Here is a 25,689-nt window from a genome sequence, read left to right on the forward strand (position 1 = left end):
CCGTTCAATTAGCGTGCCCGCACTACATAGTTAGCCAGCATGTTATTCGTGCGTAGCCATTCAATGACCTCTGGGATCAAAAAATCAAGGCTAGCTCCGCTCCCCAAGGAGGTGGCGTTAAAAAATGCTCTCACAGGTAGTGGCACGTCGTCGTTCTCGACAAACTTAATATCTGCCAAGTCCTTCGAACACTCAAGCACCTCGCGCAGAGCTTCCACGTTACCAGGAATGGTATTGCGGTATTGACTGAAACGCTGGTACAACCTCGTATAAAGCTCCAAGGCTTTTCCGTTCTCCGGCAGCGCCTGCAAGATGGTCTGCTTGCGTTGCTCGGGAGGCACTCCGCCAAACAACTTACTGCTGAAGTAGGCTTTCCAATCCTGTTTCTGCAGCATCTCAACTGAGGCGTTAAACTCGGCAAGCGTCGATATCAGTTTGCTCCAGCCCTTCTTGTCTACCAGAGTGACAGCCTTGGGTGATTCGGAAAAACGAGCATTAATCTGGCTGATCAATTGTTTCGCCTTCTCTAAGTCCGGAATTGGTGAGAACGGAACGCTGTGCTCCCTGAACAAGGTATTGCGACGTGCCAGGATCACAATCCGGCCTGCCAGTTCCTGTAGTTCATATCGCTTTGCCGTCAATGCCTCAGCTTCCTCAATACCACTGCTGGCGGCTTCAGCACGTATCAAACGCGCGCGAGCGCTCTGTGCATCGCTTAAGAGCATGCGGTTTCTCCTGCCACTCCCAGTGCATCCATTTCATTCATGAGGTTTCCGAACAAGGTCTGGATCTCACTCGCCTGCACTTGCGGGTCGACACCCTGGATTTGGTCTTCAAACTCTTTGGCGCGTTTCTCTGACGCGCGCACCACCTTGCGTGACGCCTCAACGAACCGCGACGCCAATATGAGCGGATGGACGTCAAAGCGCCCCATGCGAGCGACTAACTTTCCGTCGTTCGACCCTTCGTCTCCTTGCCCCGAAGTCGCAAGTATGGACAGCGCTTCGCGTAGTGCGCCACCACGGAATTCCTCGCACAAAGTCTTGAAAGCAGTATGACTAATACCGATGTCGTTCACGTCCCAAACAGCGAACCCCTTCAACTGATCCGCCAGCGCCCTGAGCTCCTCTGCAATTTCTTGCTTGTCGAAGGTTTCGCCGAACTCTGCCGTCAACTTGATACAAATGTTGCTAGCTCCTTGAAATACCTTACTTGCCAGAAGACTCACGCGTCCCTCTGACATTATCGCCAGGGCCGACTTTAACTCACTGGGAAGAAACTCAAACACACCCAGGCTCGTAGCTTCGCTATCGGGCAACAAGCAGTCGGCCACCCTCACCATATCGACAGCATAGGGAGTCTTCCCTGTAGTGCCTTGGAAACTGCCGCAGTAGTCTGTAACGAGTTCGTGCAATTTGGAACGTATCTGTAATGCCTGCTCCTGTATGGCGCGCCAATTGCTGAATTCCGCAGATGCCTCTTCAAGCGGACGCTGAGGTATGTTTGGCACACCGAATAAAAAAGCTGCGAGACTAGTAGGAGTACGCCCGCGGTCGATGAGGCCAAGAATTCGGCTATTGGTGGATAGCAATCGTACTGCCATGCCTAGCTTCTGACGCATGCCGGCACGTACGAGAGCCAATGCACTCGGCATTAGGCGGTCAGACAGGTTGCCAATCCAACAGAGATCATCGTCGGCATCAGCGTATTGCATCTTGCCGCCATTCAGGTGGTAGAAACGAGTCACGGCAGCCAATTCTGCACGTAACTGGCCAGTGGGATCGGTATGATCTTCCGCAACTACGATCGCATGGGTAGCAATGCTACCTTCACCACCAGCATTAGGAATGGATATCTGTTTGAAAGAAATTGGGGTCTTGATACAACGCTCTGCCGACCAGTCAATTCTCTCGTTGATGGCAGATTCAATCGATTTCCGGATTTGATTAGCTACTGTCTGGGAAAGGCGCTCACTGTTTTGCACCCATTTCTCAAGTGCCTCGATCAGGTACTCGTCATCTGGCTTTGGCTGTAAATCCGGGGGTGGCTCGATCGGATCAACCTTCTGTTTACTCTGAAGGACGCTGCGGAACTCGATGTTCGGCCGATTCAACTTGAAGGCATCGAATACCTCCTTAGGAATGCAGCCGATCTCCTCCGACGTACGAGGAGCATTGCCCCAGATCGCGACGACACGCCGGTAGCGCTCCCGCACTTCTTCAGACACTGGAAGCGAAGCTAGCCACTGCGTGACCTCCGCATTCGTCCCAGGGGCATTGACGTCTGGTGGCGGAAACTGCCCACGTTCGAATGCTGGCCTGCCCGACAAAAGCAACCCACGCAAAATATTGTCAATAATGAAACGCGGAGTAAAGACCAGGGCATTGTTCCGGGTGAGCACAGACCGCGCGAACTGTTCAATGGCTTGCTCTGTGTATGGGAATAGCGGAATCTCGCCCTCTTTCCCAAAAGCGGCTAACACAGGGTCATCGCTAGTATCTTCATGGTCGGCATATGGCCCGATCCAGGCTTCCTGCCCGGCATGCGCACCACCCTTGATCTCAAAGTGATGCACTAACTCACGGTAGCCCCAGCGCGCAGCATTCAAGTAAGAAGCAACGAGCGCCTTAGTACGGCGCAAAACTTCTTGCTCGCTGGATAATTCGCTTTCCACTTTCCATTCACGCTTCGCACGGGTTGCGATTGTATCCTCGGAATCTAGATAGCCATCTGTCACTGCGATGACAGAACGCATCGTCGCCAACTCCCTAACCCCATTGCGAACACCTTCCTGGATGAGCACCTTTAGCAATATATCCTGGATACCGGTGAGTGCCTTGAAGTCCTCCACAAAGATCACCAGTTCGCGCTGTTGCTGAAGTAACAGGCGGCGAATCTCCTGGATGACTTCTTGCAAAGTCATACCACCCAAGGATTGGTGCAGATTGAATAGCTGGCGAATCGCTTGGTCGACAACCTTGCTCTCGTTGAGCAGGCGAGTAGCTGTACGCATGCCTTCACCTTCCCGAACTAACAATGTCCGAGTGTAATAAGCGTGCGTGGTCGAAGCGGCCTTGCTGATGTCTATGGCATCTGGCAGTTGGAAGTCGCCTACATCAAAATCCTTGACGTATGCCTCCTGCTCAGCCTGATTCTGACCAGCGATAGCTCGCTGCACGAACCTTGGAAATACTTTCTCGCGAAAATAATCGACAAGTACTGGATCCCCCATGAACTTAGGTAAATTAGCAGCATGGCCCCATTGCTCTTTCAATGCCGAATCTCGAGGATTAGACCTAACGCGAGTCTCTAACCCTTTCGTTAATTCGCCCAAAGCGATCTCTAGCTCTCTTTGGAACCTGATAACTGCAGTTTCGATGTTGAGTTCTTCAGTGAACGCCTTAGAAAACTCTGCCTTGACTGGCGCGTACTCCTCCCCTGGCAGTTTTTCCAGGATCAGTTCCACAACTCTCCGGAGACTAGCGCTCTTTGGGATGCGGATGATCACATATCGGTCATCGTCATTCGTGCTCTGCAGACGAGCCGTTAATATACGAACCATGTGCGATTTGCCGACACCGGATGCGCCGGTGATGGGAACAACATGGACTCCGGAGGGTACATCCTTTGTGATCAGGTACTTGAATAGATCTTCTTCGCTAGCTTCGAATTTTACGCCTGAGGAAATCTGCTTATAACTTAGTGGCGAGGGTTTGTGAACAGCTAGCAAGACGGCATCGTGGGCGCCCTCAGCTTCGTGTTTGATGCAGTCATTAATTTCGTCAGCAGTAGGCCAATAACTCAGCAAACTCATGATGCGTCCCTCAACAAGCTGATATGGGTAAAGCTTTCCCATGTCCGCCCCCCCTGCCCGACGAGCGTTAGTCGTGCACCGGCATCAGCCAGAGTCACCAAGCCGATCATTCCCTGCTTCTGCAAACGCCGCAAAGCGAATGACAGCGCAGTCGACAAGTGTCCGGTAGCAGGTGCTGTCCAACTCTCAGGCCTCAGGACCTGTTCCACTTCAAGACGGTAGACGCCAGAATCCAACACCGGCAAACGTACGGCCAAGCGCGACACGAACTCGGCCGCAGGCACTGTTTCGCCTTTTCGAATAACCTCTTTTAATTCCGAGCGCACCGCTACTGTCGGGTCGAAGAAAAAGCTGGAGTCGTCCCCAGTGGCAAAGCCAAGGAATCTCGCCCAAGACCGGAGCCCAGCCCAACGAGTGTCGTTCAGAAAGATGAATCGTCCTGTTTGCACCTGGGTTGTAATCAAACTTTCGATTTCACCATGCGTGCTTGGTAGCGCGTAGATATCCTGAGTCAGGCACCAGGCCAAACCGCGGCACAGGTCGGCCGTGCGCCCAACCTCCTCTTCCGAAATGCTGCCATTGGCGGGCCACAAGGGCATCCCGTATTCCAGGCGCAAGGCAAGGCCGCGGCAAATGGCGGGAAGGCGCTCCGTAAATGCGTCAACAGACTCCCCTCGTGTAAATTCAATATCCAAACGAACTTGGTCGCGGTCTTCGGCGAACAATCCGAGAGCGACCCAACGGAGCAGCGTTGCACGAGTCCGGGATGCCAGGTCCTTGCGTTTGTCGTTATCGGTTTCTTTGCCGCTTTCCTTATCGATGCCGGAATGCGGGACGCAGACATTAATCAGATCATCGCGAGAAATGGCTTTGTCTCGGGCGACGATTCTGGCTAGAGTCAGGAGTATTGGATGGAGACCATCGTTTTCACGGTTAAGAATGCTCATTGGGTTATCACTTGAATTAGTTTTTCCAGATGCAGCGCATTCGGGGTGACGTCGGCAAGACGGCGCAAGCTATTACCAGGATCCGGCATGCCGAGCGGTAGCAGCACAACATGGAAGGGCCGCTGCAACATCTGGGTATCCATGATGAGTTCAGGGGAGGAGTCCGGCTCCAGCACCGTCAAACGGGCCAGCGGGGAGTAAGGCTCCAGATCGGAGTCCAAAACCGACCGATGTAGCAGTACCCGGTCGCGCGCGAACTGATATAACCGGGTCCACTCGGGAAGGCATATCAGTGGCGATTCAGGGTGGGCTGCCAACTCACGTACGCCGCATGACTGCACCAGCCATCCAGCGAATTGCAGGATGGCTTGTCGGACGCCATCCCTGGGTCGACTCTCGTCGTAGAAGACATAGGCAAAAGCTGGGTCCACCCAAGGAAAATTTTTCCGCCAAGCGTCGGCGGACGACGATAAGACACGATTCACCGGAACGACGACCGGTTCGGCATAGTGCCTGCGATCCTCAGTGTCGAAGCGATCCGCCGGACAGCCGCCGCAAACCTGCGTTACCTGAACCGGCCAGCGCAACGACCGAATGCGATACAAATGTGTAAGCGTGGCACCGACTTCTTGACCGATTTGCTGGTCCAGGCCGCTGGACCAGGGCAGCAGTTGCCGCATCATTTGCAAGTTCCGCTCAGCCGCCTCTAGCGTCTTGTTTCGCGAGGCTCTGATCGCGTCTTCCCAGACTTTGGAAATAAGATGGCCGTCGTTTCGGATTCGTACTCGCACGTTTGCCATTGCCGCTAGCATTGACGAAGCATCCTCGCCCGGTTCGGTATCCTGCTCGTCGCGATTGACCTCTAGTTCGAGAGTTACTAGGCCAGCACGCGCCATCAGGATGAGGGTTCGCATGTTCCAGTTAACGTTGTGTTCGCTTCCCCCCGGTAATCCTTCGCGCACGGCGTCGATATTGATGCCCCACAAGTCCTCTTCAGTAGTTGCCTGGCGTGACTGGTACATGGCCTTCCAGCGGCTGAAGCCAAGCTCATTGGAAATTATCTTGGGCTTTGCGAGTCGCTCCGGCAAAGCCCAGTCGGTATCGTCGAATACCAACAGGCTGACCGACGACTTGCCGTCACGGCCACCGCGCCCCACTTCTTGATAGAAGCGATCCAGAGTTTCCGGAATCGTCGCGTGGATCACCGTGCGCACATCAATCTTGTCGAGACCAACGCCAAAAGCTGATGTGGCGACAATGCCATCGAGGCGATTGGCTGCCCACTCCAAAATGATTCGCTGCCGCTCGCGATCGGGCGTCCCACCGTCAAACGTGGCTAGGCGGCGCAGGCCTCCGCGAGAACGCAACACTGTGTTCCAAGACGCGATTTCTTCTCGCTTAGTGACGTAAAGAATGAACGGTCGCGGCGCATGTCGCAGTGCCTCAAGCACGCGTTCTTGCTTTTCGTACGTCGATGCAGCCTTGTAGAACCAATATTGCGGTTCCGGGCGAAGATGCACCGCCGATACCATTTGTACCCGTTCGGGGGGGCCGAATAGGCTAGCCAATGTTTCTACCGTTTCATCCGTGAAGGTGGCACTCATTAGCAAGGTTCGAAAACCACGCGGCGCCAACCGAAGCAGGCTGTGGCGCAGACCTGCCAAAGCCTGAAAGGAAGGACGGAACTCGTCCCCCCACTGGGTGACCAGGTGAGCTTCATCAATCACGAAGTACCGCAGCATGCCGTCGGTGGTGGCATCCGACACAACACGTAGTAGCGACGTGGTGAGCGCTTCTGGTGAGGTGAACAGGATTCGCTGGGTGCCATTGCGCAGACGCTGCCGAATCTCGGCACGCTTTTCTTTCGATAAGCCGCCGTACCAAGCCAGCGGCCAGTCGGGGCGGGAAGGACCATTACTTCGAAACAGTTGCTGCATAGCGCGCTCCTGGTCGAGAGCAAGGGCGACCGTCGGCACGACGAAGATGGTCAGATGGCCATCCTCTTTATTTACTAAAGCGGGGGCTTGCCCGACCAAGCTTTTTCCAGAGCCCGTCGGTAAATTGACCATCAGGGTATCGCCTTCTGGGATCAGAAAGGCGGCACGCACCGCCTCGCGTTGACCCGGGGACGAATAGTTCGTAAAGCCGGTTCCATCATGAATGAAGGGATCCACCTCGCAATGCACCATCCGACGTACTTTTTTGTCGGAAAAGGTATCGGCGAATACCCCATGTTCTCCGCTACCAAGCCACTCTGGATGCCACTCTCGAGCTGTTAGCAGATATGCAGTGGGTCCCGCTTCCATCGCTTCCACCCCATGGTCAGCCCAACTTGCCCGATCGGGCCACCCCCGATCGGCAGGCACACGCAGCCTCATATTCTTGCCCGCGCCGTCGCTGGCGCGGAGCAAAACATGCCGCAACAAGGGTTGCAGGTCGGCATGCCATGTTATGTCGCTAGGCTGGGCTTGCGCTGCACTCAACAACTGGAAAATCCGCTCCAGCAAGCTGTCATCTGCCTTTTCCGACCAATCAGTGGCTACTGGCCAAATCCCGAGGATAGTCTGTAATTCATCGAAATCGAAACTCATGCGCCTTCCTGTATGAAGCGTTGGATAAGGGATACAGGTTCGCTAGTGAGGAAGACCACGCCGGCGACGTCGACCTTTATCGAAGGGGACAATATGCCCCGATGGAGAGCGCGGTTAAGCTCCTGTTCTAATATAAGCTGGTGTGCCTCGCCCTGAGCCTCCCGACCTTGCAAGGACTGGATACGGGTCTGCAACTGAGCGTAGCGTATCTCGTCTTCGGCCACCGCCCGATCCAGCGCGCGGTGCTGTCGCCCCTTCAATTCCGGCCTCGCCATCACAATAGCCAGCGCGCGGTCGCGCATCCGCTCACAGCGCTCCTCCCAGTTGGCAAAAGTATCCGGCGCCACCCTCCGAAAGGCACGTAAGTAAGGTGTCTCAAGATTCTTGTCGATGTATCCCTTACCACCCTTTTTTGCATACTTAGCAATCAAAAAACGCTCAATAAAATGTTGCGGCAGTTCATCTCCGTCCTCGTCCACCCAGACTTGCACCACCGCAGGGCTAAATAAGGAGTCTCCGCGTCTTGCCAGTACAGCCTGTGCTGCTTCGCCCGATTGGCCATGATCGGTAGTCAGAACCGCGATGGCATCATCCAAGCACGCCTCCACCACAAAGTCGAAGCGGAAACAAAGTCGGATTTCTGAAGGCGAAAAATGGTCGAACACTTGCCGCCACATCACATAACTACGGCCACGGTCGTCCAAATCCGAAAATGACATGACAGCCTCAATAAACGCTGTTCCGTAACGCAATGGGCTCACTCTGCGCCTGACGGCAGTAGGACGGTGTACAGCATACGGATAGGATTTCGGTAGGGCAGCACGACTGCCTGGTGCTTCGAAATCAATAGCGCCCAAAAAATCGTTAATGAATCCAGACGAGGGAATGAGTGTCGGTGACTGATTGTTGCCATCCGGCGGGTAGTAGTGAAAGCGGAACGGATCGTCCACCGAATGGGTACCAGGAGTTCGCGGTTCACCTTCCTTGCGGAACAGAAGCGTATCTTCGATCCAATACATCATCGTGTCACGGATGGTCCTCCAATCCCCATCTACTTCGAACAAGTCGTCTAGATCCGCTTCAGGCAACGGCGACAGTTGGTCCAGCGCGTCTTGCTGATCAATCAGTTTGAGTTCGCGGGCCACTAAGCCGGAGGAACCAGCCAAACGATCACGCAACGCGTCAAGTGCTTCTACGCCGCCATGGATCAGTGCCCCCCTCAAAACATCTAGTTCAGCCTCAACCAGGTACTGCAGGCTCGAGATGGACTGGTTAAAAACGCCCCATCCCTGGTCGAGAATGCCGAACCATGCGGATTGGAGCGGCGCGTCTTCATCGAGCAATACGTATGACTGCACCGAAGTGCCGGCGCCATAGCGGTCAACACGCCCGATGCGCTGTTCGATGCGATTTGGCTGTAGGGGGAGGTCAAAATGCACCACGACCTTATCCCCGCCCTGCAGATTGATGCCCTCTTCTGCCTGGCGGTCGCAGACAATGACCCGAATCGCGGAATTGGTTAGAAATTCTCGCCAACAATGCTCATTAACTCCATCACTAACCTCGCCAACATCGTGTCGTATCAGGCCGAGGTTGCTGCTCCTTAAGTGAGCAAAGACTTTGTCAGCGACACTCTCGCTGGCGCAGAAAACTACCGCCTTGGTCGACTCCGGCAACGTTCGCAACCCCACATACAACCGGTCGAGGCGGGTCTCCATCCACTCCTCGTCCTCAATCGCACGGATGACGGTCCTGAGGAGTACCTCCTCTCCGATAAAAGACTTAGACGCGTCGCTTTCAATACTGCGTTGGCGCTCCGTGCAAAGTTGGCGAAGGACACCTAGATCCTCCAAAAGAGCGCAAGTCACGGTCCAGTAAAACGCCACGAGCGCCTGCGCAACAGCGGCATCCGCTGACCCGATCGACAGCGAGGCACTAACGCGCCAGTCCTCTACAACTGATTCGAGACGCTTCATCGCTGAATCCTTAACCGTCCAGACTTGCGCTCCTTTGCGGTCGGGCGTTAAACCCTCCACTTGGCTACGGCGGTTGCGCAGGATGCGGCGATTGAGACGGTAAGTCTCGGAGATATGAGCTCGCAGGTGCCGCACAGCAATGCAAAATTCCGCGTCATCCTCGTCGGGCAACTCGAGCAACTTCTCCTTCAGCGCTCGAGTCAACTGCGCCAAACGCAGGTCGTTCGGAATACGCTCAGTCAGATCATCGAGCGCAGCATCCATGAAAAAGAAATTGCTCGGATCTAGGGCTGCGACCGTCTCAGCGAGCGCCTGTCGATTGACGATCTTGGCATGGAAGTTCTCTAGATCATCGAGTTGGTAAACCACCGGATCCAGCAGATGAAGCATGCGCAGAAAGCCTTCCTCGTTACGCAAAATCGGCGTCGCCGACAGCAGGAGCAAACGGTCAGTACTCTGCGCCACATCGCTAATTAGACGGTACAAGTCTTGCTTTGCATCGTCAGCGTGAGGGTCGGCCAAATGATGCGCTTCGTCGATGACTAGTAAAGATAGGTTGGACAGAACGTCGCGCAAACCCTCGTTATCTTCCTGGGGCAGCACGAATACCGATTCATCGATGAAATCGCGCAATCCAAAGCGAACGATTAACTCATCCCGCCATTGGGTCACCAAGGCATGCGGGACTAGCACGAGGACTCGATGCTTACGCAAATCATCGAGCACAACTTGGCGGATGATAACTCCCGCCTCGATCGTCTTACCGAGGCCAACCTCGTCCGCAAGCAGATAACGCTGGGAGTGATCGGTCAAAACACGTCGCACTACATCAACCTGGTGAGATTCCAATTCGATAGCAGAGGACAGCAAGGCAGAAATGCCAAACGCAGCGCCTCGTTGATGAAGGTAATTCTGTAGGAAGCCAGACCGCGCATCAGCAAAGCGAGGCGTTTCGGTAACAAAGTTACCAAGGAAACTGACCGGGTCTTGGACCGGTCGCTTCCATCGAACAAAGACCTGCTCGTAGCCAAGATAAACGTCGACTTTGTCAGCCAAGCGGATCTCGACGCCTTCACCGTCGTCCTCGCGTACTCGCCCGATACGCCACTGACCATCTAGTTCGTCGTACGTAAAAACTCGGGTATTTCGTCCCAAGCGCTTTTGCTTGATTGAGGATAGAGGTACGTGAACCCGGTGCCGCATCGCGCTGGTCGGACAGTCGAAATACTCAACGACACCTATCGAACCATCACGGCCAACGAGCTTACCCAAGCCATCACTTTCAGAATCTTTCACTAAACAGAACATGACACCTCTTGTCCGTGCAATAGGACACCACAAGAGAAATGTCTTCTGCACTTCCTTGGCTGCCTCCAACGTTCGCGTTGAATTACCTCAAAGAGAATACAACCGCCGCCCGTCAGAGTGAACGGATTTTTCAACGCATTAGTACCTGCTAACTGGGCCGTGCCACTTTCAGCCAAACACCATCATTGGGGAATCGGTCAGTGCCTTGACCCCGGTAAGTCCCATCCCACAACAATTGCTCGTGGGATAGGTTCTAGCCTGCTAGTTGAGTACCTCAACCATACCGGGCGATTCACGAATCGAGCAGGGCATCCATAAGGCCAGGGTCATAGTCATCGTCCCCCAGATGATTAGCCATATGTAGCAGCCCTAACCCGACTTTCTGGCAGCCAAGCCAACCTTTCTGTAAATTGTCGAAAAGTGCACGTCCCTCCACAATCTCACGCTCTGGCGCGTCAGCCTCTTCTGGCCAAGCATGCAACGCATCAAAAAAATCGCCTTCAGCGGGCTCGTCATCCATGTTTTCGCGCAGGTCTGGCATTTCATCGTAGGCAGAGCGGCATGCTTCTCTTAGCTCATGCGCATAACCCTCGAAATCCTTGTCATCATTACCTTCGAACTCATCGTGCAAAAACAACGGGACACTAGCCAACGATTTGTAGCGGCGACCGCTACGGTCGTGTCTGATCAGCGTTTCGAAAAACTCCAACTCAGTGAATTTCGCTCCCGAAGGCAGCCACCCTGCTTGCACGTTGAGCTCATACGCGTTGTAAACGTTTTCGTTCAGCACCGCCAGATAATCGCCGATTCGCGTCCCTACAAAAATTTTCTCTTGCACATCATAGTGGCGCTGATAAACCTCTCTCTGTTTCTCGTACGCGTCGGCGATCTTGTCGGCACGTGCCATCCCATGAGTGAACAATTCACGCTGTCGTACCACTCGCTTTTTATCCTCGGCGCACGCGGGTGCAGCAACCAAGGTGGAAAACGGTTGACTACCCGAGTTCGTCGGTGGTGCCGCAAATTGTGCCAACCCAGCGACAACACCTAACGAAGCATCACCCATCACGATGTCCGACTGGCTGAACACCTCTTTCACGCAAGTTTGCACGTAGGGAGCTCTGGACATGCCTCCGGTCAAGAAGACAACCGGGTCGGTTTCCGGCAACTCGGTGCGGACCTTCTCGAGCAGATCGCGAAACCCAGCCATAAAACGTTCCGCGCTAGACTCAAGGTCCGTGCGATCAGCGTGCAAACTCAAATCATGATCAATATATTCAAGGGGCACGTCGGCGATACTCTCGTCACTCAAATCGATCTTGAGTTGTTCAATATCCCGGTTCAGCCTGACCGTAGTGCCTTTCTCCTTGAGCCTTTCCAGCCGCGCTTTGAACGGTTCGATCACACGCGCAGTAGACTGATTAGCAAAATCCCGCTGCAGGCTCAAATCGCTGACTTTCGCAGCGCTGCGATAGACGTGAAGAGGCAAGCCGTGCTCATGCCCTTTGCCGAATAGCGGCATGGCAGTTCGCACCGACAACTCAACATCGACATCGGTCCCTCCACGACCCCTGCCCCAAATTTTATGGATAACTGGCTCATGAGCATCACCACCCACTTGCGCATAGGCTATGTCGGTTGTGCCACCACCAATGTCGATGATGAGCGCTGCATGCGAATTCACGGATTCACGGTGATAACCAAAGGCAGCAGCAGAAGGCTCCATTAGGAACTCAACGTCCGAAAAACCGGCCTCCCTGGCGGCTCGCTCCAGCAAGTCCTGAGCAGCCTGATCGTTGGTACTGCCGACCACTCCTCGAAACTCAACAGGCCGCCCCAGCATTACCGCTTTCACTTCGGTTCCCAACTGCTCCCCGGCCACGGTTCGGATGTGCGCCAACACTTGCGCTACCACGCCGACCACGACGTCCTGGTGGCGAGGCTCCAACTTATACCCAAGCATGGATTTGGGTGACTGGAAGATACGTCCAAGCTCATTGTTGTACAGCGCGTCGATAGCCTCCTCGCCAAACACACCGCTGGCCTGGCGAACGTCCAGTCCTTCCTGCGCGATGCTCTTCCTCTGCATGCTGACCCAGCGTCGTCGGATAGCATTGATTGTAGTTCGCCGAACTTCTTCGTCTGAAAGACGCTTGGGTTTTACAAGCAACTCTCGCCGTTTCACCTTCTGCTGCGCCGAGTAGGGTGCACCATCTTTAGCACTATGTTTCTCTTCCCTGACCAATCTATCCAACCGCGCCTCATACTGGGCGACAAGCTCGCTATAAAGGCTTTTGTGCGACCTGATCGCATTGTCAATCTCCTGTTCATTCTCGGCTGTCAGGAAAAACTGCGACGGGTCCACATAGCGGTCAGGAAAGAACACAGCCGTCCGAAACTGCCGTTCATGGCCAAAAGTAATGTGCCGTACCTTGCCTTCTATGCAGGCTGCTGCGCTGGAAAAACTTGTTCCGAAATCGACCCCAATCTTCACATTCCACTCCTGTAAGGCCCCAAAAAAATGTCTGAACCCGCCTTGTCATGCCGCGACGCATTACTTATGTAAATCACCTACCGGTGTCCGCATTTTCTACTGAGTTTCCACCCTACACATATTAGCCTTCCCGCTTACATGCTCATGTTTCTCCTGGCGCCAGGTAAGCCCATGTCCTCGTTCACATGAACACTTCAGGCACAAGGTCTTTCTCGAAGCCTGCGTTAGTCGGCAAGCGAATTACCTTCAGCGTCTGCTGGCGGATGCCGGTTCTGATCAAATCGGCGATGGGCCCCTCATCGTTGTGCGCCAGACAATCGCGACTCCCCAGGATGATCACAGCATCACGCGCCCTGGAGAGGGCAACATTAAGTCGATGTCGGTCCAGAAGAAATTGAGTGTTGCCCCACGCGCGGGTCATTAGAAGGATGACCATGTCGGCCTCTCCGCCTTGCACGGCATCCACCGTTGCAACAGACAGGTTCATCGCGTATCGCCTGGCAGATGTGTCACGCGCAACGACTCTTAACTGACCTTTGTACGGACACACAATCAAAAGGCTCAATGGTTTTCCAGATGCACACACTCGGCGGTCGAGCGCCGTCAACAACCGATACAGCGCAGCCCGCTCCGTTACATTTTCCAGAGACGACGCCACGTCGTCATTCGCTGCCCGTTTGTGTCGATAATTGGGCATATCGGAAAAATCCACGAAGACCGTTCTGGCGCAAGTCAGGTGCCAGCCCGCCCCTGTGCGATACGACTCGAGCCGGTCTTCATAAAAGAGTTTGCTCACCAGATCACCGATGTCTTTATGCATTCGGTATTGAACGGTCAGCATGCCTTTGGCTTCAGGTGCAAGGCCGTCGTACAGTTCCTGGAAGAAGTTTTTGCGCAGCAGTGCTTCCACTTCAGGCATGGGTAACGAATAACCGATCCTCTCGTCCAGACTGTCCGCGGTTACCGTCGGTGGCAACTGATTATGATCGCCCACAAGGACCAGACGCCGAGCCACCGCCGCAGGGATCATCAGCTCAGCGGCGAAGGCTTTACCGGCTTCATCCACGACCACCAGATCGAAAGGATCCTTCAACAACGCAAAGTCGCTGCGCGCCATGCCGGTGCAGGTGGCACCGTGGATCAATTTGTCGCGAAACGTCCAGCGAGTTGCCGCCTCACGCCCCCTGCGTGAGCGCAACAGAGTGTGCCAGGCGCTGTGCAATTCGGGATGAATACCGGCGTCGCCATTCCCCAGCGCCTCGATTCCGGACTGATGCCAGCAAGGCTTGAGCGCCTCGCCAATCTTTTCTTCCTTGCCATAGCGAACAGTGACAGGGCGTAGATACTCCGCCTGCTCCAACAGATCCTCTATCAGCTTGCTCACCGCCACATGAGTAGGTCCAGTGATAAGAATCCGAGGCCATGTACTCGGGGCATCGGCGGGGAAAAGCGTCTTGAGCCACTGTACAAGCGTGGTTGTCTTACCCGCACCCGGGGGGCCCCAAACGGCCACGACAGGCTCGGTGGATTGGAGAACCCGCAAAACCCCTTCGCGTCCAAGGTTGCACGTTTGATCCGGGTCAGTCTCCATCGCCAGCAGTGCGCTGTGTACGGACGGCGCAACGAAGTCGCCGATAATCGCCCGTTCCAGTGCTCTGGACAGCATCTCTTTCTGGCTACCTTCCTTAACCAACTCGATGCGGAACAGGTTAAAAGGATCGATTTCGTTCTCAGTGATCTTTTTGGGCACCGACAGCGTGAGTTCACAGATACCCAATTGCTGGTCCAGTAAACTGAAGGAAAGCACCGGCCACACTCTATCTCTGCCGACTGCGCGCAATCGCGGCGTCCCTCGCTCGCTCAGTGCACTTTTCAACCAGGCAGGTATGCCCTGCACACTCAGCGTGCCCGTCACTCGACGCCCGTTATCTTCTGCCCTTCCGGGCAGAAAACCACAACTGGCACTGTTAGCCAGATACGTCTGCTGCTCGCGGTAGATCAGGGACAATTTACGCAGGCGCAGTGCCGCCTGTCTTTGCTGCGCCGCGTTGCGATGCACAAGACGCTCTTCATTCAACGCGCACACGAAATCGTTGAACCGGTTACGTTGCGCAAGTTCGTCATCCGAGCTACCAAGCAGAAACGGCGCCAGCGCGACATAACAACGCAAGATATCTTCTGGAGACTCATCAGCCGTACTGACATCGACCAAGCGGAAGCAGGATTGAAGCGGGTCAATAGCGGTCACCAGGCCATATCGCCCCAGGCGAAATACAAGATATCCATTCTCTTGCTGATAGATATGCCAAGGCAGGTCCTGGATCGCAGGCGTCTGGAAGTAATCCCAGATATCCTGAACTGCCGGGATCTGGTCTTCGCTGACCCCCAACGCTACTGGCCACCAATACTCTTCGAGCCCGGCAATCCGCGGGTGCAACCTGACCGGCAAGCCCCCGCTTCGCTCGTTGCTGAGAATCTCCTGGAAGGTCCAGCCATCGGCGAACACTTCCAGCTCGCTGCCTGGTTTGATCCATTGCCCTTCGTTTCTGCCAAGCCGCAGGCTCATGGTGACATCAAGCCCTTCCAGCTCTGCGGTACTGCCCTCAAGCCTTGTCACCGTCGCAGTGAGAGGCTCGGCGGTGCTCGCCAGCGCAGCGTCGAGCAGCTTCGCGCAGCGACTGCAGATCCGCGCGCTGCCCTGTTGATGGTCGACATCGTAAAACACGCCTCGACCATCGAAATCGCTCGCCTCGAGCACATAGTCATGCAAGCGTCCGGGCAGCCCCCCGTGCAAGGCCACGGTTGAGCCTTCACACGGATAATCGTGGGGCATGTCAAGCCAGGCGACCGTGGGTAGATGTTGCGGCAACTGGCCGACGAGCGTCCGGATGTACCCACTCGTGCTCTGAAGATACGCACGCTCCGCAGCAACGCGCCCCCTGGCCAGCTCTATCTCAAGCGTCATACGGCGAAAGCTTCCAGACTCGCGCGCACCGAAACGCTGACGCAGGATTTGCTGTGCCTTGCTGTGCGCACGCTCAAGCTCGCTGGCGATTTCGGCGCGAATTTCCTGTTCAGCCTCAAAGACTGCCAACAACTGCAACAAGTAGGGCCGTACCAACGCCGCGCGCTGGCGAGCGTCCGCAGCGTAGATGGCTTCTAGCTTTGCCTCTAGCTCGTCGATCTCTGCATTCACACCATCTAGGCGCTTGCCGTTCCACCAGCTGACTGCAGTGGCCGTGAGGGTGATGCCTGCCAGCAGAAGCATGAACATACGTCAGCGCTTCCCTGCCTGGATCAACTCAACCATACGCCCCATGTAGACCTCCATGGTTGCCCGGATCTCGCGCTGGTTGTCGTCTGCTATCAGGGAAGGGTCCATCACCGCCTCAAGCTTGCCAAATACTTTCAGGCATTCATTCAGTACCAGGTCGACCTGGTCCAGTTGGCGATGAACAGGCGCATTGGTCGCCCGTATCTGCTCAAGCTTTTTCTGCGCAAGATTGACCGCTTCCTGCGCCGCGCGTACACGTCCATTCCATTCGGTGACGGTCTTGCCCAGCTCGATGGCGGACTGCAGCACCCCCATCAGGTCCCTGAGCAACCCGATGCCTTGTGACAGGACCTGGGTCCGATCAGCGCTAAACGCGGTATCCCGCTTGATTTCAGCCTGGCGGGTGCGCTCACGGGCAAGTTCGAGGGCATCAGTACCCGAGTTACCGGATTTACCGGTCGCGCCCGCCGTTCTGGCAAGGTTGGCTGGCAACTTGAATCGTTGGTTAGACACGCCACACACTCCTTCAGGAAACGCTGTTATTGAAATACTCCAGACTGCGCCTTAGCGCGCGGTCCGCTTCCATGAGACGCTCAAGCGTATCCTCGAACGCCTGTATGTCTGGCAGATCGCTATTTCTAATGATCGTGAGTTCATCCATGCAGTGGCGAGTCAACGCTACGCACCCGAGCGTCATACGCCCCATTGCCTGCCGAACAAGGGCAATCTGAGCCATCTCTCGACGAGCCAGATTGATGTCTTCCTCCAGTTGCTTGCGCTCAAGCTTCAACCGCCGCTGTTCTTCCGGAATGAGCGCGCTCAATCCATCGCGATGAGCCCGCGCCTGACACAGTTGCAAATAGGAGTCGACAGCTCTCAGCACTGCTGATGCCGCTTCAATGCCCATCAGCACCGGGTTGGCCCCGGCCGCAGCTTTCTTGAGTCCGCCGGAAAAGCCATGACGAGCGCTTGCCGCCAGGAACGTCTTGGTGAAATAAATCGCCTGGCGCGGGACCTGTGTAGCCATGATCGATCTTCCTAGGATTGTATCCAGCACCATGTGGGAGAAGTTGCCTGCGCTAAGCGAAGTGCAGCCCCGGCAGGCATATGCTGCAGGACGTCGTCCTGGCAGGTGCCCGCCTGGTGAACGGTTTGCTTCCCGTTGCGCGGCGCCCAGAGCGTTTGAGTGACCGGCTCCCAGAAAAGGGCCTGTGCACCTTTCATGTAACGAACCATGAGAAAAGCATCGCAACCCTGTTCCTTGGGTGGAGGTCGAAACGGTGCCTCTCCCACGGGCTCGAAACTCCTCCACAGACCTGCAAGCAACCAGCGCTCTGGCACATCGAGCGCCAAGGCTCGCCAGTTCGGGGTCTGTGACAGGTACACACGAACATGAGGATTGGCGATCATTGCAGCGAGCTGATCGCGCTGCTCATCGCCCACCTGGACCTTGCCCAACAACCAGTTGGGCAGTGCATCCCCGCGCAAACGCAGAAAGCGAGTGAGGTTCCTGATGTTGGCCACGGGCACCGGCAGGTTTCTTGGATATTGTTGGGTCGTTGTGCTCAGCGGATGAACCTGCTGATCGACAGGTGCCGCACTGGCAAACAATCCACCGAGGGAAGACTCGTTGAGCGCCCTGGACGTTTCCAGTCCGGTCAGCAACCGCCGGCCCGATTCTGAAAGCACGTCACCACGCAACAACCCCTCCTCCGTCAACAGCGTCGCAATCTGCTGCACCGAGGCTGTAGGCAACCCCGTCAGATTGGCTATCCCGGTCAAGTCCAAGCCATGACACACCGCCTCGAGAACAAAGAGTGCGACCGCGTCACAACGCCTTGGAATCCGCGCCGAGGTACGCACCTGAAATTCGAAGGCTTTGAAGTACATGGTGACATTGGCGGCTGCCGGTTGCGCCTGGCACGCCTTGATACTGGCCGTCACCCGAGAGCGACGCGCACGCTTGTCGGTGAGCCATTTCTCATCTAGAAAGATGTCGCTGATCTGTACCGAGACCTGCTGCTCGAAACTTAACGCCTCGGATGGATGATCGATCCAGCTCCAGCAGATTTCTGCGAGCGGCACCCAGATGTCCAGTCCACCTGCTCTCAGCCAGGCTCCACTGGCTTCAAACCGATCGACTCGAGCTTCCATCCTGGAGCCTGCGCGCACACTGGCCAGAGCCCGGCGCCTATGCGCCTCGGTGATGGCATGAACACTGCCCTTCCAGCCGCGCTCACTCTTCTCCAGCAGAACGCACTCAAGCATGTCCCCTTCGGACACGTACCCGGACGGATCTTCAACCCGTACATCGCCCATGACCAACTCATGCTTGGGAATCAGGACCTTGGTGTCACCATGCATGACCAGCACGTAACCAGGCGCGATCTTGCCGACCCGCCCAGTGACGATTCTTCCAACGTTCTCAGGGCCAAGGACCGATACGCCAGGCGTAGGTCGCGGTCGTGGCGATGTGTTCGTGCGGCGAGGCTCAAGATCCTGCACCAGCCCTTCCAACATACGTCCCAAAATACTGAACAATCCAGGCTCTCCTGTCTGGATTTGCGCGGTCGGTTACTGCGCCAATGTGATTGCACATTCTAGCCGCACTTCATGGCTATATGCCATAACAAACCAATCGGACGGGCTGCAGTTGCTGAGCGCGTGTGCTGCCTGTCGCCCCCCTCGATCAAGGCGGCGGCGCCTTCAATGGTTTTTTGGGAGTCGAGCGGCTTCCGCGGGATAGATCGTATTTGCCGGAGACATTGCCAGTGTGATTAGTGAAATGTTTTTCGGCGGCCCTGATACTTTTGACACGCCGGAAATTTGGGAGAGTTCGTCGAGAGCGTGAGCAGGATAGATGAGGGCAAGCTTCGATGCGTAATGCATCCTGAGTCCCCCCAAGCGCAACAAATGGCCAGCGCCTTCATCCCGAGGGCTAAGACCGTCAGCAAATGCAAATACATGCGCCACAGCCGGTCGACGCGCTGTTGCTGATGCAAGAGTGCGCATACAACCTTCCACCCTGCATCAGGCACGTCACGTTTCGGCCTGGTACAGAATGGGCGCCAACTGGATAATCAACTGTCTTTTCAAGTGTTCGAGCGCTTCGTTGCTCAGGTTCAGGCTCCTCAAATGCTCGAGCAACTCGCTTTGCCCCGGTTGACCGAAAGCCAGACGATAAAGCGAGAGAATCTTCTGCATGTTCGGATAGCGTCGGGCTTCCTCACTGAAGGCCAGGCTCGGAACCAGCCGGCGGATTTTCGCATCACCCTCAGGATAATGCCAATAGGGCACCAGATCGGTCTGCCAGGACGGACTCTCGGCGGATTCGAACAGCGCCTTCCAACTCTCTGGCACCGTCTCGCGCCCTGCCATCGCCTGCACTACGCGACGCCTGACTACCAGCGATTGGTAGCGATTGACCCGCCCTTCCCGCTGTTCCAGGTCAATCGGATTGCTCGGCAGGTTCCAGTGCACCACTTCGCTGCAGTACCAGTGGAAGTCCAGCCCTTCCTGACCAATGGAGGTCGAAGCTAGGACGAAGGGGCGGAACGGCGAGTTGAAGCTTTCCCGTATGTTGATGATCCGTTCCTGACCGGCCGCATCCGTGGTCTTCTGGGCCCCCAATTGCACGGCGTAGTGGCACCTCAGATGGGTATCATCTTCCTCCCTGTCGACCTTCCATACCTTCACATTCGACGGGGTGGTGCGAAGCACGTTTTCGAGGGTACCCACGACATCGTCTAGCGATCTGCCTGGCGAAAGCAGGTAGCAGTATTCTTCCAGCATCGCCTGCACTCCGCCGTCGGCGAAGTATCCAACAATGCCTCGCCAGGGGTGCAGACTGTCGAGCCGTCTGGCGATCGCATTGCCGGCGACACCGTTGAACAGACTGACAAACCCCAGCGCCACCCGGCTGGCGTGGCCGCCCAGGTAACGACCGAGGTAGAACTGTTGCAGAACACGATAAGCACATGCCGCTGGTGACCCCAAGGCCAGCCTAGCGAGGTACTGCGGCAGGTCCGCAGGCAATGCACCCAACTCGTCCAACTGACCGAAACGACGGGAAATCTCGTCGACACGCTGACGAATGCTGACAGACAGACCGCCTAGTTCCGACATTGCATCAAACCACGACGCAGTCCACTCCTCGTGCTTGCGGTCTAGCAGCATCGGCGCAAACAGATACCAGTAGTGACTGTTCTGGCTACCGTGATTGCGAACCTCTAACTGCTTGAGCTTTTCTGCGAAATGCCTGGTGAGTTCGCGAACTCGCTGCTCCAGTGTGACCGGGGTGCGTTCGATCGGGATGTCGATCAGGCACCGGGCCGGGTAAATCAACGACCAGTTGGCAAGGTCGCCGCTGTCGAGTTTGATGACGGCCCGACGCTGTTGCTGGTGCCTGTCCTGCTCGTCCTGGCTGAAACCGGCGCGGCGCCTGCTGAAATAGTCGGGCTTGTCCGCAACGTGCTGCTGCACCCGCCGCTCCGCCTCATAGCTCATCAACCCACCGACCATCCGCGGCACCATGGCCCAAGAGGAGAACAGCAAGGTTTTGCTGAGTTGTTCGTGACCGGCGAAAAAACCGCTCAACGGATAGTGCGGCCGGCTGGGTGGCAGCCAGAGCAGCATTTCCGGCCCGGCTTTGCGCCCCTCGCCGAACAAGTGCGTGACCAGCCAGCGAACCTGAGGATTGGGCGCCTCGCGAGCAACATCGAGTGCGAACTTCTTGATTCGCTCACGGGGTAACCAGAGGTTCTTGCTGGCATTGATCCGTTTGAACTCGTCAGGCGACCGATCGTACCGGCGTTGCAGCACTTCCTGCAATTTGTAGCCGGTACTGAATGACAATGGCCAGGCCGCCGACTTGAAGAAGCTCATGATCTGCCCGGACAAGCGCAGCGGGCTGCCGCCCTCCAGAACAACCGCCAGTTGATCCAGTTCCATGTAGGCCCGGATATCGTCTGTCCGCAGTTGCGGGCCGGGCTGCGGCGGCGCCCCGTCGATCAACGTGTCGATATCTCTCGCGACCTGGCTGCGCTCGGTGCGACAGATCAGGGGACGCAACAACCGCTCCACTTCCCGGCGAGGGCCATCACTCAGCCCCGCGACCTCGACACTGTCGTGCCGCAGGCTCAACAACTCGGCCTGCAGCGCCTTGCGGGCAGGCTCGTAGGCGTCGAGTGGCGAAAGGTTAAGAAACGCCAAAATCTGCTTGAGTTTGTGCAAATGGCCGTCATCGTTCTCATCGTCGGCCACGGTACTCATCGCCTTAAACGGCGTGGCCGAGAGCAGCAGCACATTGCTGTCTCGCTCCCGGTGGAAAATTTCCTGCGCAATCAGGGAGTGTTCATTGCCCTCACTTTGATCTAACAGGTTGTCGAAGCGCTGGAACTCGTCGAGGATGAACAGATCGGCTCGCAGATGCTTGGCGCAGCATCGGGCGAACAACACACGCAGCTCGCGCATCAGTTCGCGCTTGCTGTAACGGTGGATCTCCAAGCGTTGGCGTGCAGCGGTGCGCAACCGTGTCAGCAGCGAGGGGGCTCCGTCTTGCGGGAGGTTGGCGATCACCGCGTGAAAGTCGATGACGATGTCCTGCTCCAGGCCTTGCTCCTCGATTCCCTCCAGTTCGTCCTCCCAGCCTTGGGCACACTTGACCCTGTCCTGGAACAGGCCTGTCAGCCCCCGACGGAACCCTCTAAGCTGTGGATGCTGCAGCAACGCAGCAAGAATGATGCCTCGCTCATACCGGTCTCCGACGCCATGCGTCAGCGAGAAAGAAGTAGCCGGGGTGAGCGTGCAGATTTCCAGCAGGGCGCCGTCCTGCTCAGGCTGACGCAAAGCGACGTGCGCAAGGCGTGCGTAGGAAGGCTGCCGTACCCAGCCGCTTTCGCTCGGGAACACCGCTAGTTTACCGATGTTCTCGGCGGCCAGGCTCAGGTTGGAGCAGATATAAGTAACGCGCAGCGGATCGCGTTTACGCCACTCACGCAACATCGAAACGATCAGGCCCTTGGCGACGATCGTCTTACCCAGCCCTACCTCATCGGCAACCAGCACTCGATGGCTGCGCTGCGGATCCTTGAACTGTGCGGCAATGCGCTCGACTGTCGCGCGCTGAAAATCCTTTAGCCTGCACCAGGTCATCTGCAGCGCCAGGTCGACGTTGTCGCGCTCGGAAACAAACCGGGTCATGCTTTCTTCTTCCATATAAGCTGCTGGTACTGCGCCCACAAGGCGGACAGTCCAGATGGGATCAGATTCTCGGTGTCACGCAACTTTTCCAGGACAGCATCGATGCGCTGCAGCTTTTCAGGTTGCCGTGCAGCGCAGCGCAGCAGCGCTTCATGCAGTGGCCCGCTGAGCATCTGGCCGATGATCGCGTCGGCATCGGTCCCGTGCCCTCTCCCGCCTGCGGCATCCGCATCTAACGGGTAGGCATACGCGGGGTGCAACAGCATCTGGATATAGGCCAGCAGCTTGTGTGGACTGTCGATCAGCGTGGAGGTTATTTTCTGTTCGCGAGTATCGCCGCCCTCGATCTCCAGGCGCATCTTGATCAACAATTCGGTGGGTTCCTTTGACGCTGGTATCACGCGCAGGATCAGGAAGGCGCTGACCTGGGTGAGGCTCAAGCCCTCCCACACCAGGCGCTGGGCCAGCTTCAGAGGCTGGCCCATGACCAGCGGCTGCGCCTCAATCACCCAGTCGCGATCGTGTTCCAGCAATTGTGGCGGGCAGTCGATGACGCAGGTAAAGGTACCGTTCGCCTCGACTACCGCACGCATGCACCAGTCTGCCTGGATCAGGCTGTGCTGGAGCCGGCGCAAGCATTCGTCTGTCGACGTGTCGGCCGTCAGCGACAGCGCACCAAAACGATAAGGTATAAAGATCCCCGTCGGCGCCTCCTCGTTCCCGACCAACTCGACCCATAACTGCCGGGCGGACTGCTGGCCGATCTTGCTCGACAGCCGCAGCATGAACTCAGTATTGCGTGGCGGCTCGTTGGTACCGCCAAGGGCCGCTTTGGTGGCATTGGCCGAACCGATATGCCAGTGGCCGACAGCGCCCTCCTGCAGCAGCACCAACTTCGCGTGCAGATCCTGGGGGCGAGCCTGGCTGAGTTCATCCTCGCCGTTGATGAGGCTGGGGTTGAGCACGAAGCACTCCCAGCCCTGCAAGCGGCTTTCACCCAAGCGTTCGATCTCTTCCGCACGGCTAAACAGCCAATGCCGTGCGCCGGCCTGCTTGAGCAGGTCGAGTGCGTCGGGATGGAGAAACGGCGACATCACCATCACGGTGTCGACGGTTGAGCAAAACGCCAGGGGCGACTTCCCTGGTTTTTCCGGCAAGGTCCTTAACGCTGTGAACCCATCCGGCCTATCCCAAGCGACCCGAGGCAACTCCCTGGTAAAAAGCTCGAGCGCGGGCTGGAAATCCCCTGCGCCGGGCACAAGGGACCTCAGCATTGCCACAAGCCCATCGTTGTCGTCGCTGCGCTGCCCCGCGAGTTCCCCTTCAAGGGCGACCGCTAGGTCCCAACTGCGGTCGAAGGTCAGGTTGCGCGACAGCACCAGCAATCGATAACGCACGGCCTTGGCCGGATTGCTGAAGCGCAGCAACCACAGCTTGGGGTGAAACGAGCTGAAGGGCTCCGCGGGAACCTGCGGCACCAGCAACGGCTCGAGCAGGGAAAACAGCAGGTTGAACTGACGCGGAAGCTTTATGCAGCCTTGCTGGAAGAAGACTTTCACCTTGCCCTTCAATTGGCTGATCGCTTCGAGCAATGCCAGCTTGTCGGCCTGCACGTCACCCTCCGGCGTGCAGTTGAACGACAGCGACAACGGCAGGCACAGCAGCGTCTCGAGGTCCAGAGTGTAAGTCGTCGCCACGGCGTGGCTCAACGTGAAGCCTTCGGGCGCTTTGAGTTTGTCCCCATAGTCGAGGCGATCGGTGTGCGGATTCAGCAAGCCAGGCCCTCCTGGATATCCTGCAGCACAGTGCGAACCTGCCACCAGCGGTAGTCCAGCCGCGCCATGCCGAGCCACTGGAACCCTTCGGGCAGTGCTTTGTTCAGGACGCTGCGTTGCTTCTTGTTCGCCCGGGCTTGTTGCTCGACCAGCCTGTCCAGTTCAACCTCCGATACTCCTCGGGCCAGCCCTTCGGCCCAATTTTTGAGGAACGTCGTCGTATGGCTGGCTAGCGTCACCTGGGTCTGTTCCAGCCATCGGGAGATGTCTGCTGGGTTGGCTCGGATCTGCTCCCTCCACGCGCCCCAGCGCTCAGTGAAGTCCTCCAGCAAGCCGCCATGGTCGTGGCGGTCGTGGCGGACAAGGATCATGTTGAAGCGCAGATGGGCCCCATAGATCAGCTCGCTGAACGCCTGTGCCATGGCCACAGTGTCGCGGGTCTGGCTGGGCAACGCCGGTTGACCCGCCACCCAGGCCGCCAGCGCCGGGAACCCGGGCTTGCCTTTCGCTAGAGCCTGATCGCGCAATCCGAGTCGCTCCAATTGGGTGGGTAGGCTCTGTCCGGGCCTGGCTTTGAGTTTTTCGCTCAAAAAATGCGCTTCGGAAACGGTCAACTCGATCCTCACCTCATCGAGCCAGTCAGGCATGTAGCGGTCCAGGTGCACGCGGCTGACAGGACTATGCGCATCGCTGTCGTCGCCTTCATCACCTTGCGTGCTGACAACTGGCTCTTCTGGCGACCCGATGGCCTGCAGGAATTGCCGGAGCGAGCCCCCAGTATCGACCAACTTCCAGGTCCGCAGGCCAACCCAGTAGATCGACGAAGGCTGCCGGGAGACCCGCTCTCCCTTTTTCAGGGAAAAGCCGGAAATGCCGGTCTGGCTTCCGTCTTGGTGCCTCTCCCTGAGCAGCTCCGACAGGTGCGCTTCCTGTTCGTCCAGATAATCCGCAAGCGGCTGCTTCCGCTGCCTGGCCGGGCTGAGACGTAAAAAGTCGCGAATGATCCGCGGTACAGTGATGAAATATTTGGCCCGTGTCTGCAGGGTGGAAAAGCCCGGGAACATGAGGTCTGCGAATCCATCGCGCAGCCCCCCTACCCCCAATTCATCCAGAGTCCCGGGCTCCGAGAGCTGCTTGAGAGCATGCTTGACGCGCTCCCGGTCCTCGTTCGAGAAATCTACCCATCCCAGTTGACTATTGCCCGACACGCGCCTCGCTCCTTGTCATGTTCGCACTGCTCAGCGGCGCTGAAATAGGCTGCCAAACACCGGGCGCATGATATAGCCTATCGCCACTAGTTGCAGGCGAT

13 protein-coding genes are annotated in these 25,689 nt (G+C 56.7%); all 13 read right to left on the reverse strand.

What is annotated here, in order from left to right:
* Positions 1–8: 8 nt before the first annotated feature.
* Positions 9–725, reverse strand: a complete 717-nt coding sequence (gene dpdI / locus AC3WWR_RS07640) for a protein DpdI (RefSeq protein WP_492598603.1) — start codon at positions 723–725, stop codon at positions 9–11.
* Positions 716–3,814 carry a protein DpdH gene (gene dpdH, locus AC3WWR_RS07645; RefSeq protein WP_492598604.1) on the reverse strand — a complete coding sequence of 1,033 codons (3,099 nt, stop codon included), beginning with the start codon at positions 3,812–3,814 and terminating at the stop codon, positions 716–718. Before dpdH ends, dpdI begins: the two co-directional genes overlap by 10 nt.
* The gene (gene dpdG, locus AC3WWR_RS07650; protein WP_492598605.1) at positions 3,811–4,761 is read right to left on the reverse strand and encodes a protein DpdG; all 951 of its coding nucleotides are present in this window, start codon (positions 4,759–4,761) and stop codon (positions 3,811–3,813) included. The genes dpdH and dpdG overlap by 4 nt, the downstream gene beginning before the upstream one ends.
* Positions 4,758–7,352 carry a protein DpdF gene (gene dpdF / locus AC3WWR_RS07655; protein WP_492598606.1) on the reverse strand — a complete coding sequence of 865 codons (2,595 nt, stop codon included), beginning with the start codon at positions 7,350–7,352 and terminating at the stop codon, positions 4,758–4,760. Before dpdF ends, dpdG begins: the two co-directional genes overlap by 4 nt.
* Positions 7,349–10,636 carry a protein DpdE gene (gene dpdE, locus AC3WWR_RS07660; protein ID WP_492598607.1) on the reverse strand — a complete coding sequence of 1,096 codons (3,288 nt, stop codon included), beginning with the start codon at positions 10,634–10,636 and terminating at the stop codon, positions 7,349–7,351. The genes dpdF and dpdE overlap by 4 nt, the downstream gene beginning before the upstream one ends.
* 292 nt (positions 10,637–10,928) lie before the next feature.
* Positions 10,929–13,130, reverse strand: a complete 2,202-nt coding sequence (locus AC3WWR_RS07665; RefSeq protein WP_492598608.1) for an Hsp70 family protein — start codon at positions 13,128–13,130, stop codon at positions 10,929–10,931.
* Between the two features lie 181 nt (positions 13,131–13,311).
* The gene (locus tag AC3WWR_RS07670; RefSeq protein ID WP_492598609.1) at positions 13,312–16,404 is read right to left on the reverse strand and encodes a DEAD/DEAH box helicase; all 3,093 of its coding nucleotides are present in this window, start codon (positions 16,402–16,404) and stop codon (positions 13,312–13,314) included.
* A 3-nt stretch (positions 16,405–16,407) separates the two neighbouring features.
* Entirely contained in the window at positions 16,408–16,917 is a 510-nt protein-coding gene (locus AC3WWR_RS07675) for a hypothetical protein (RefSeq protein WP_323606249.1), read from the reverse strand.
* A gap of 13 nt (positions 16,918–16,930) precedes the next feature.
* The gene (locus tag AC3WWR_RS07680; RefSeq protein WP_323606251.1) at positions 16,931–17,431 is read right to left on the reverse strand and encodes a hypothetical protein; all 501 of its coding nucleotides are present in this window, start codon (positions 17,429–17,431) and stop codon (positions 16,931–16,933) included.
* A gap of 11 nt (positions 17,432–17,442) precedes the next feature.
* Complete coding sequence (locus AC3WWR_RS07685) at positions 17,443–18,945, reverse strand: hypothetical protein (RefSeq protein WP_492598610.1); 1,503 nt, start codon at positions 18,943–18,945, stop codon at positions 17,443–17,445.
* Positions 18,946–19,443: 498 nt separating this feature from the next.
* Positions 19,444–22,605 carry a C-terminal helicase domain-containing protein gene (locus tag AC3WWR_RS07690; protein WP_492598611.1) on the reverse strand — a complete coding sequence of 1,054 codons (3,162 nt, stop codon included), beginning with the start codon at positions 22,603–22,605 and terminating at the stop codon, positions 19,444–19,446.
* The gene (locus tag AC3WWR_RS07695) at positions 22,602–24,380 is read right to left on the reverse strand and encodes a phospholipase D family protein (RefSeq protein ID WP_323606255.1); all 1,779 of its coding nucleotides are present in this window, start codon (positions 24,378–24,380) and stop codon (positions 22,602–22,604) included. Before AC3WWR_RS07695 ends, AC3WWR_RS07690 begins: the two co-directional genes overlap by 4 nt.
* Positions 24,374–25,588, reverse strand: a complete 1,215-nt coding sequence (locus tag AC3WWR_RS07700; protein WP_492598612.1) for a DUF6361 family protein — start codon at positions 25,586–25,588, stop codon at positions 24,374–24,376. Before AC3WWR_RS07700 ends, AC3WWR_RS07695 begins: the two co-directional genes overlap by 7 nt.
* Between the last annotated feature and the right edge of the window lie 101 nt (positions 25,589–25,689).

The sequence above is a fragment of the Pseudomonas sp. EB271-G4-1 genome (assembly GCF_058791355.1).

Coding starts and splice junctions, on each gene's coding strand:
- dpdF (WP_492598606.1), bottom strand. CDS start 7,352: ATGAGTTTCGATTTCGATGAATTACAGACTATCCTCGGGATTTGGCCA.
- dpdE (WP_492598607.1), bottom strand. CDS start 10,636: ATGTTCTGTTTAGTGAAAGATTCTGAAAGTGATGGCTTGGGTAAGCTC.
- dpdH (WP_492598604.1), bottom strand. CDS start 3,814: ATGAGTTTGCTGAGTTATTGGCCTACTGCTGACGAAATTAATGACTGC.
- AC3WWR_RS07690 (WP_492598611.1), bottom strand. CDS start 22,605: ATGACCCGGTTTGTTTCCGAGCGCGACAACGTCGACCTGGCGCTGCAG.
- dpdI (WP_492598603.1), bottom strand. CDS start 725: ATGCTCTTAAGCGATGCACAGAGCGCTCGCGCGCGTTTGATACGTGCT.
- dpdG (WP_492598605.1), bottom strand. CDS start 4,761: ATGAGCATTCTTAACCGTGAAAACGATGGTCTCCATCCAATACTCCTG.
- AC3WWR_RS07680 (WP_323606251.1), bottom strand. CDS start 17,431: ATGGCTACACAGGTCCCGCGCCAGGCGATTTATTTCACCAAGACGTTC.
- AC3WWR_RS07670 (WP_492598609.1), bottom strand. CDS start 16,404: ATGTTCATGCTTCTGCTGGCAGGCATCACCCTCACGGCCACTGCAGTC.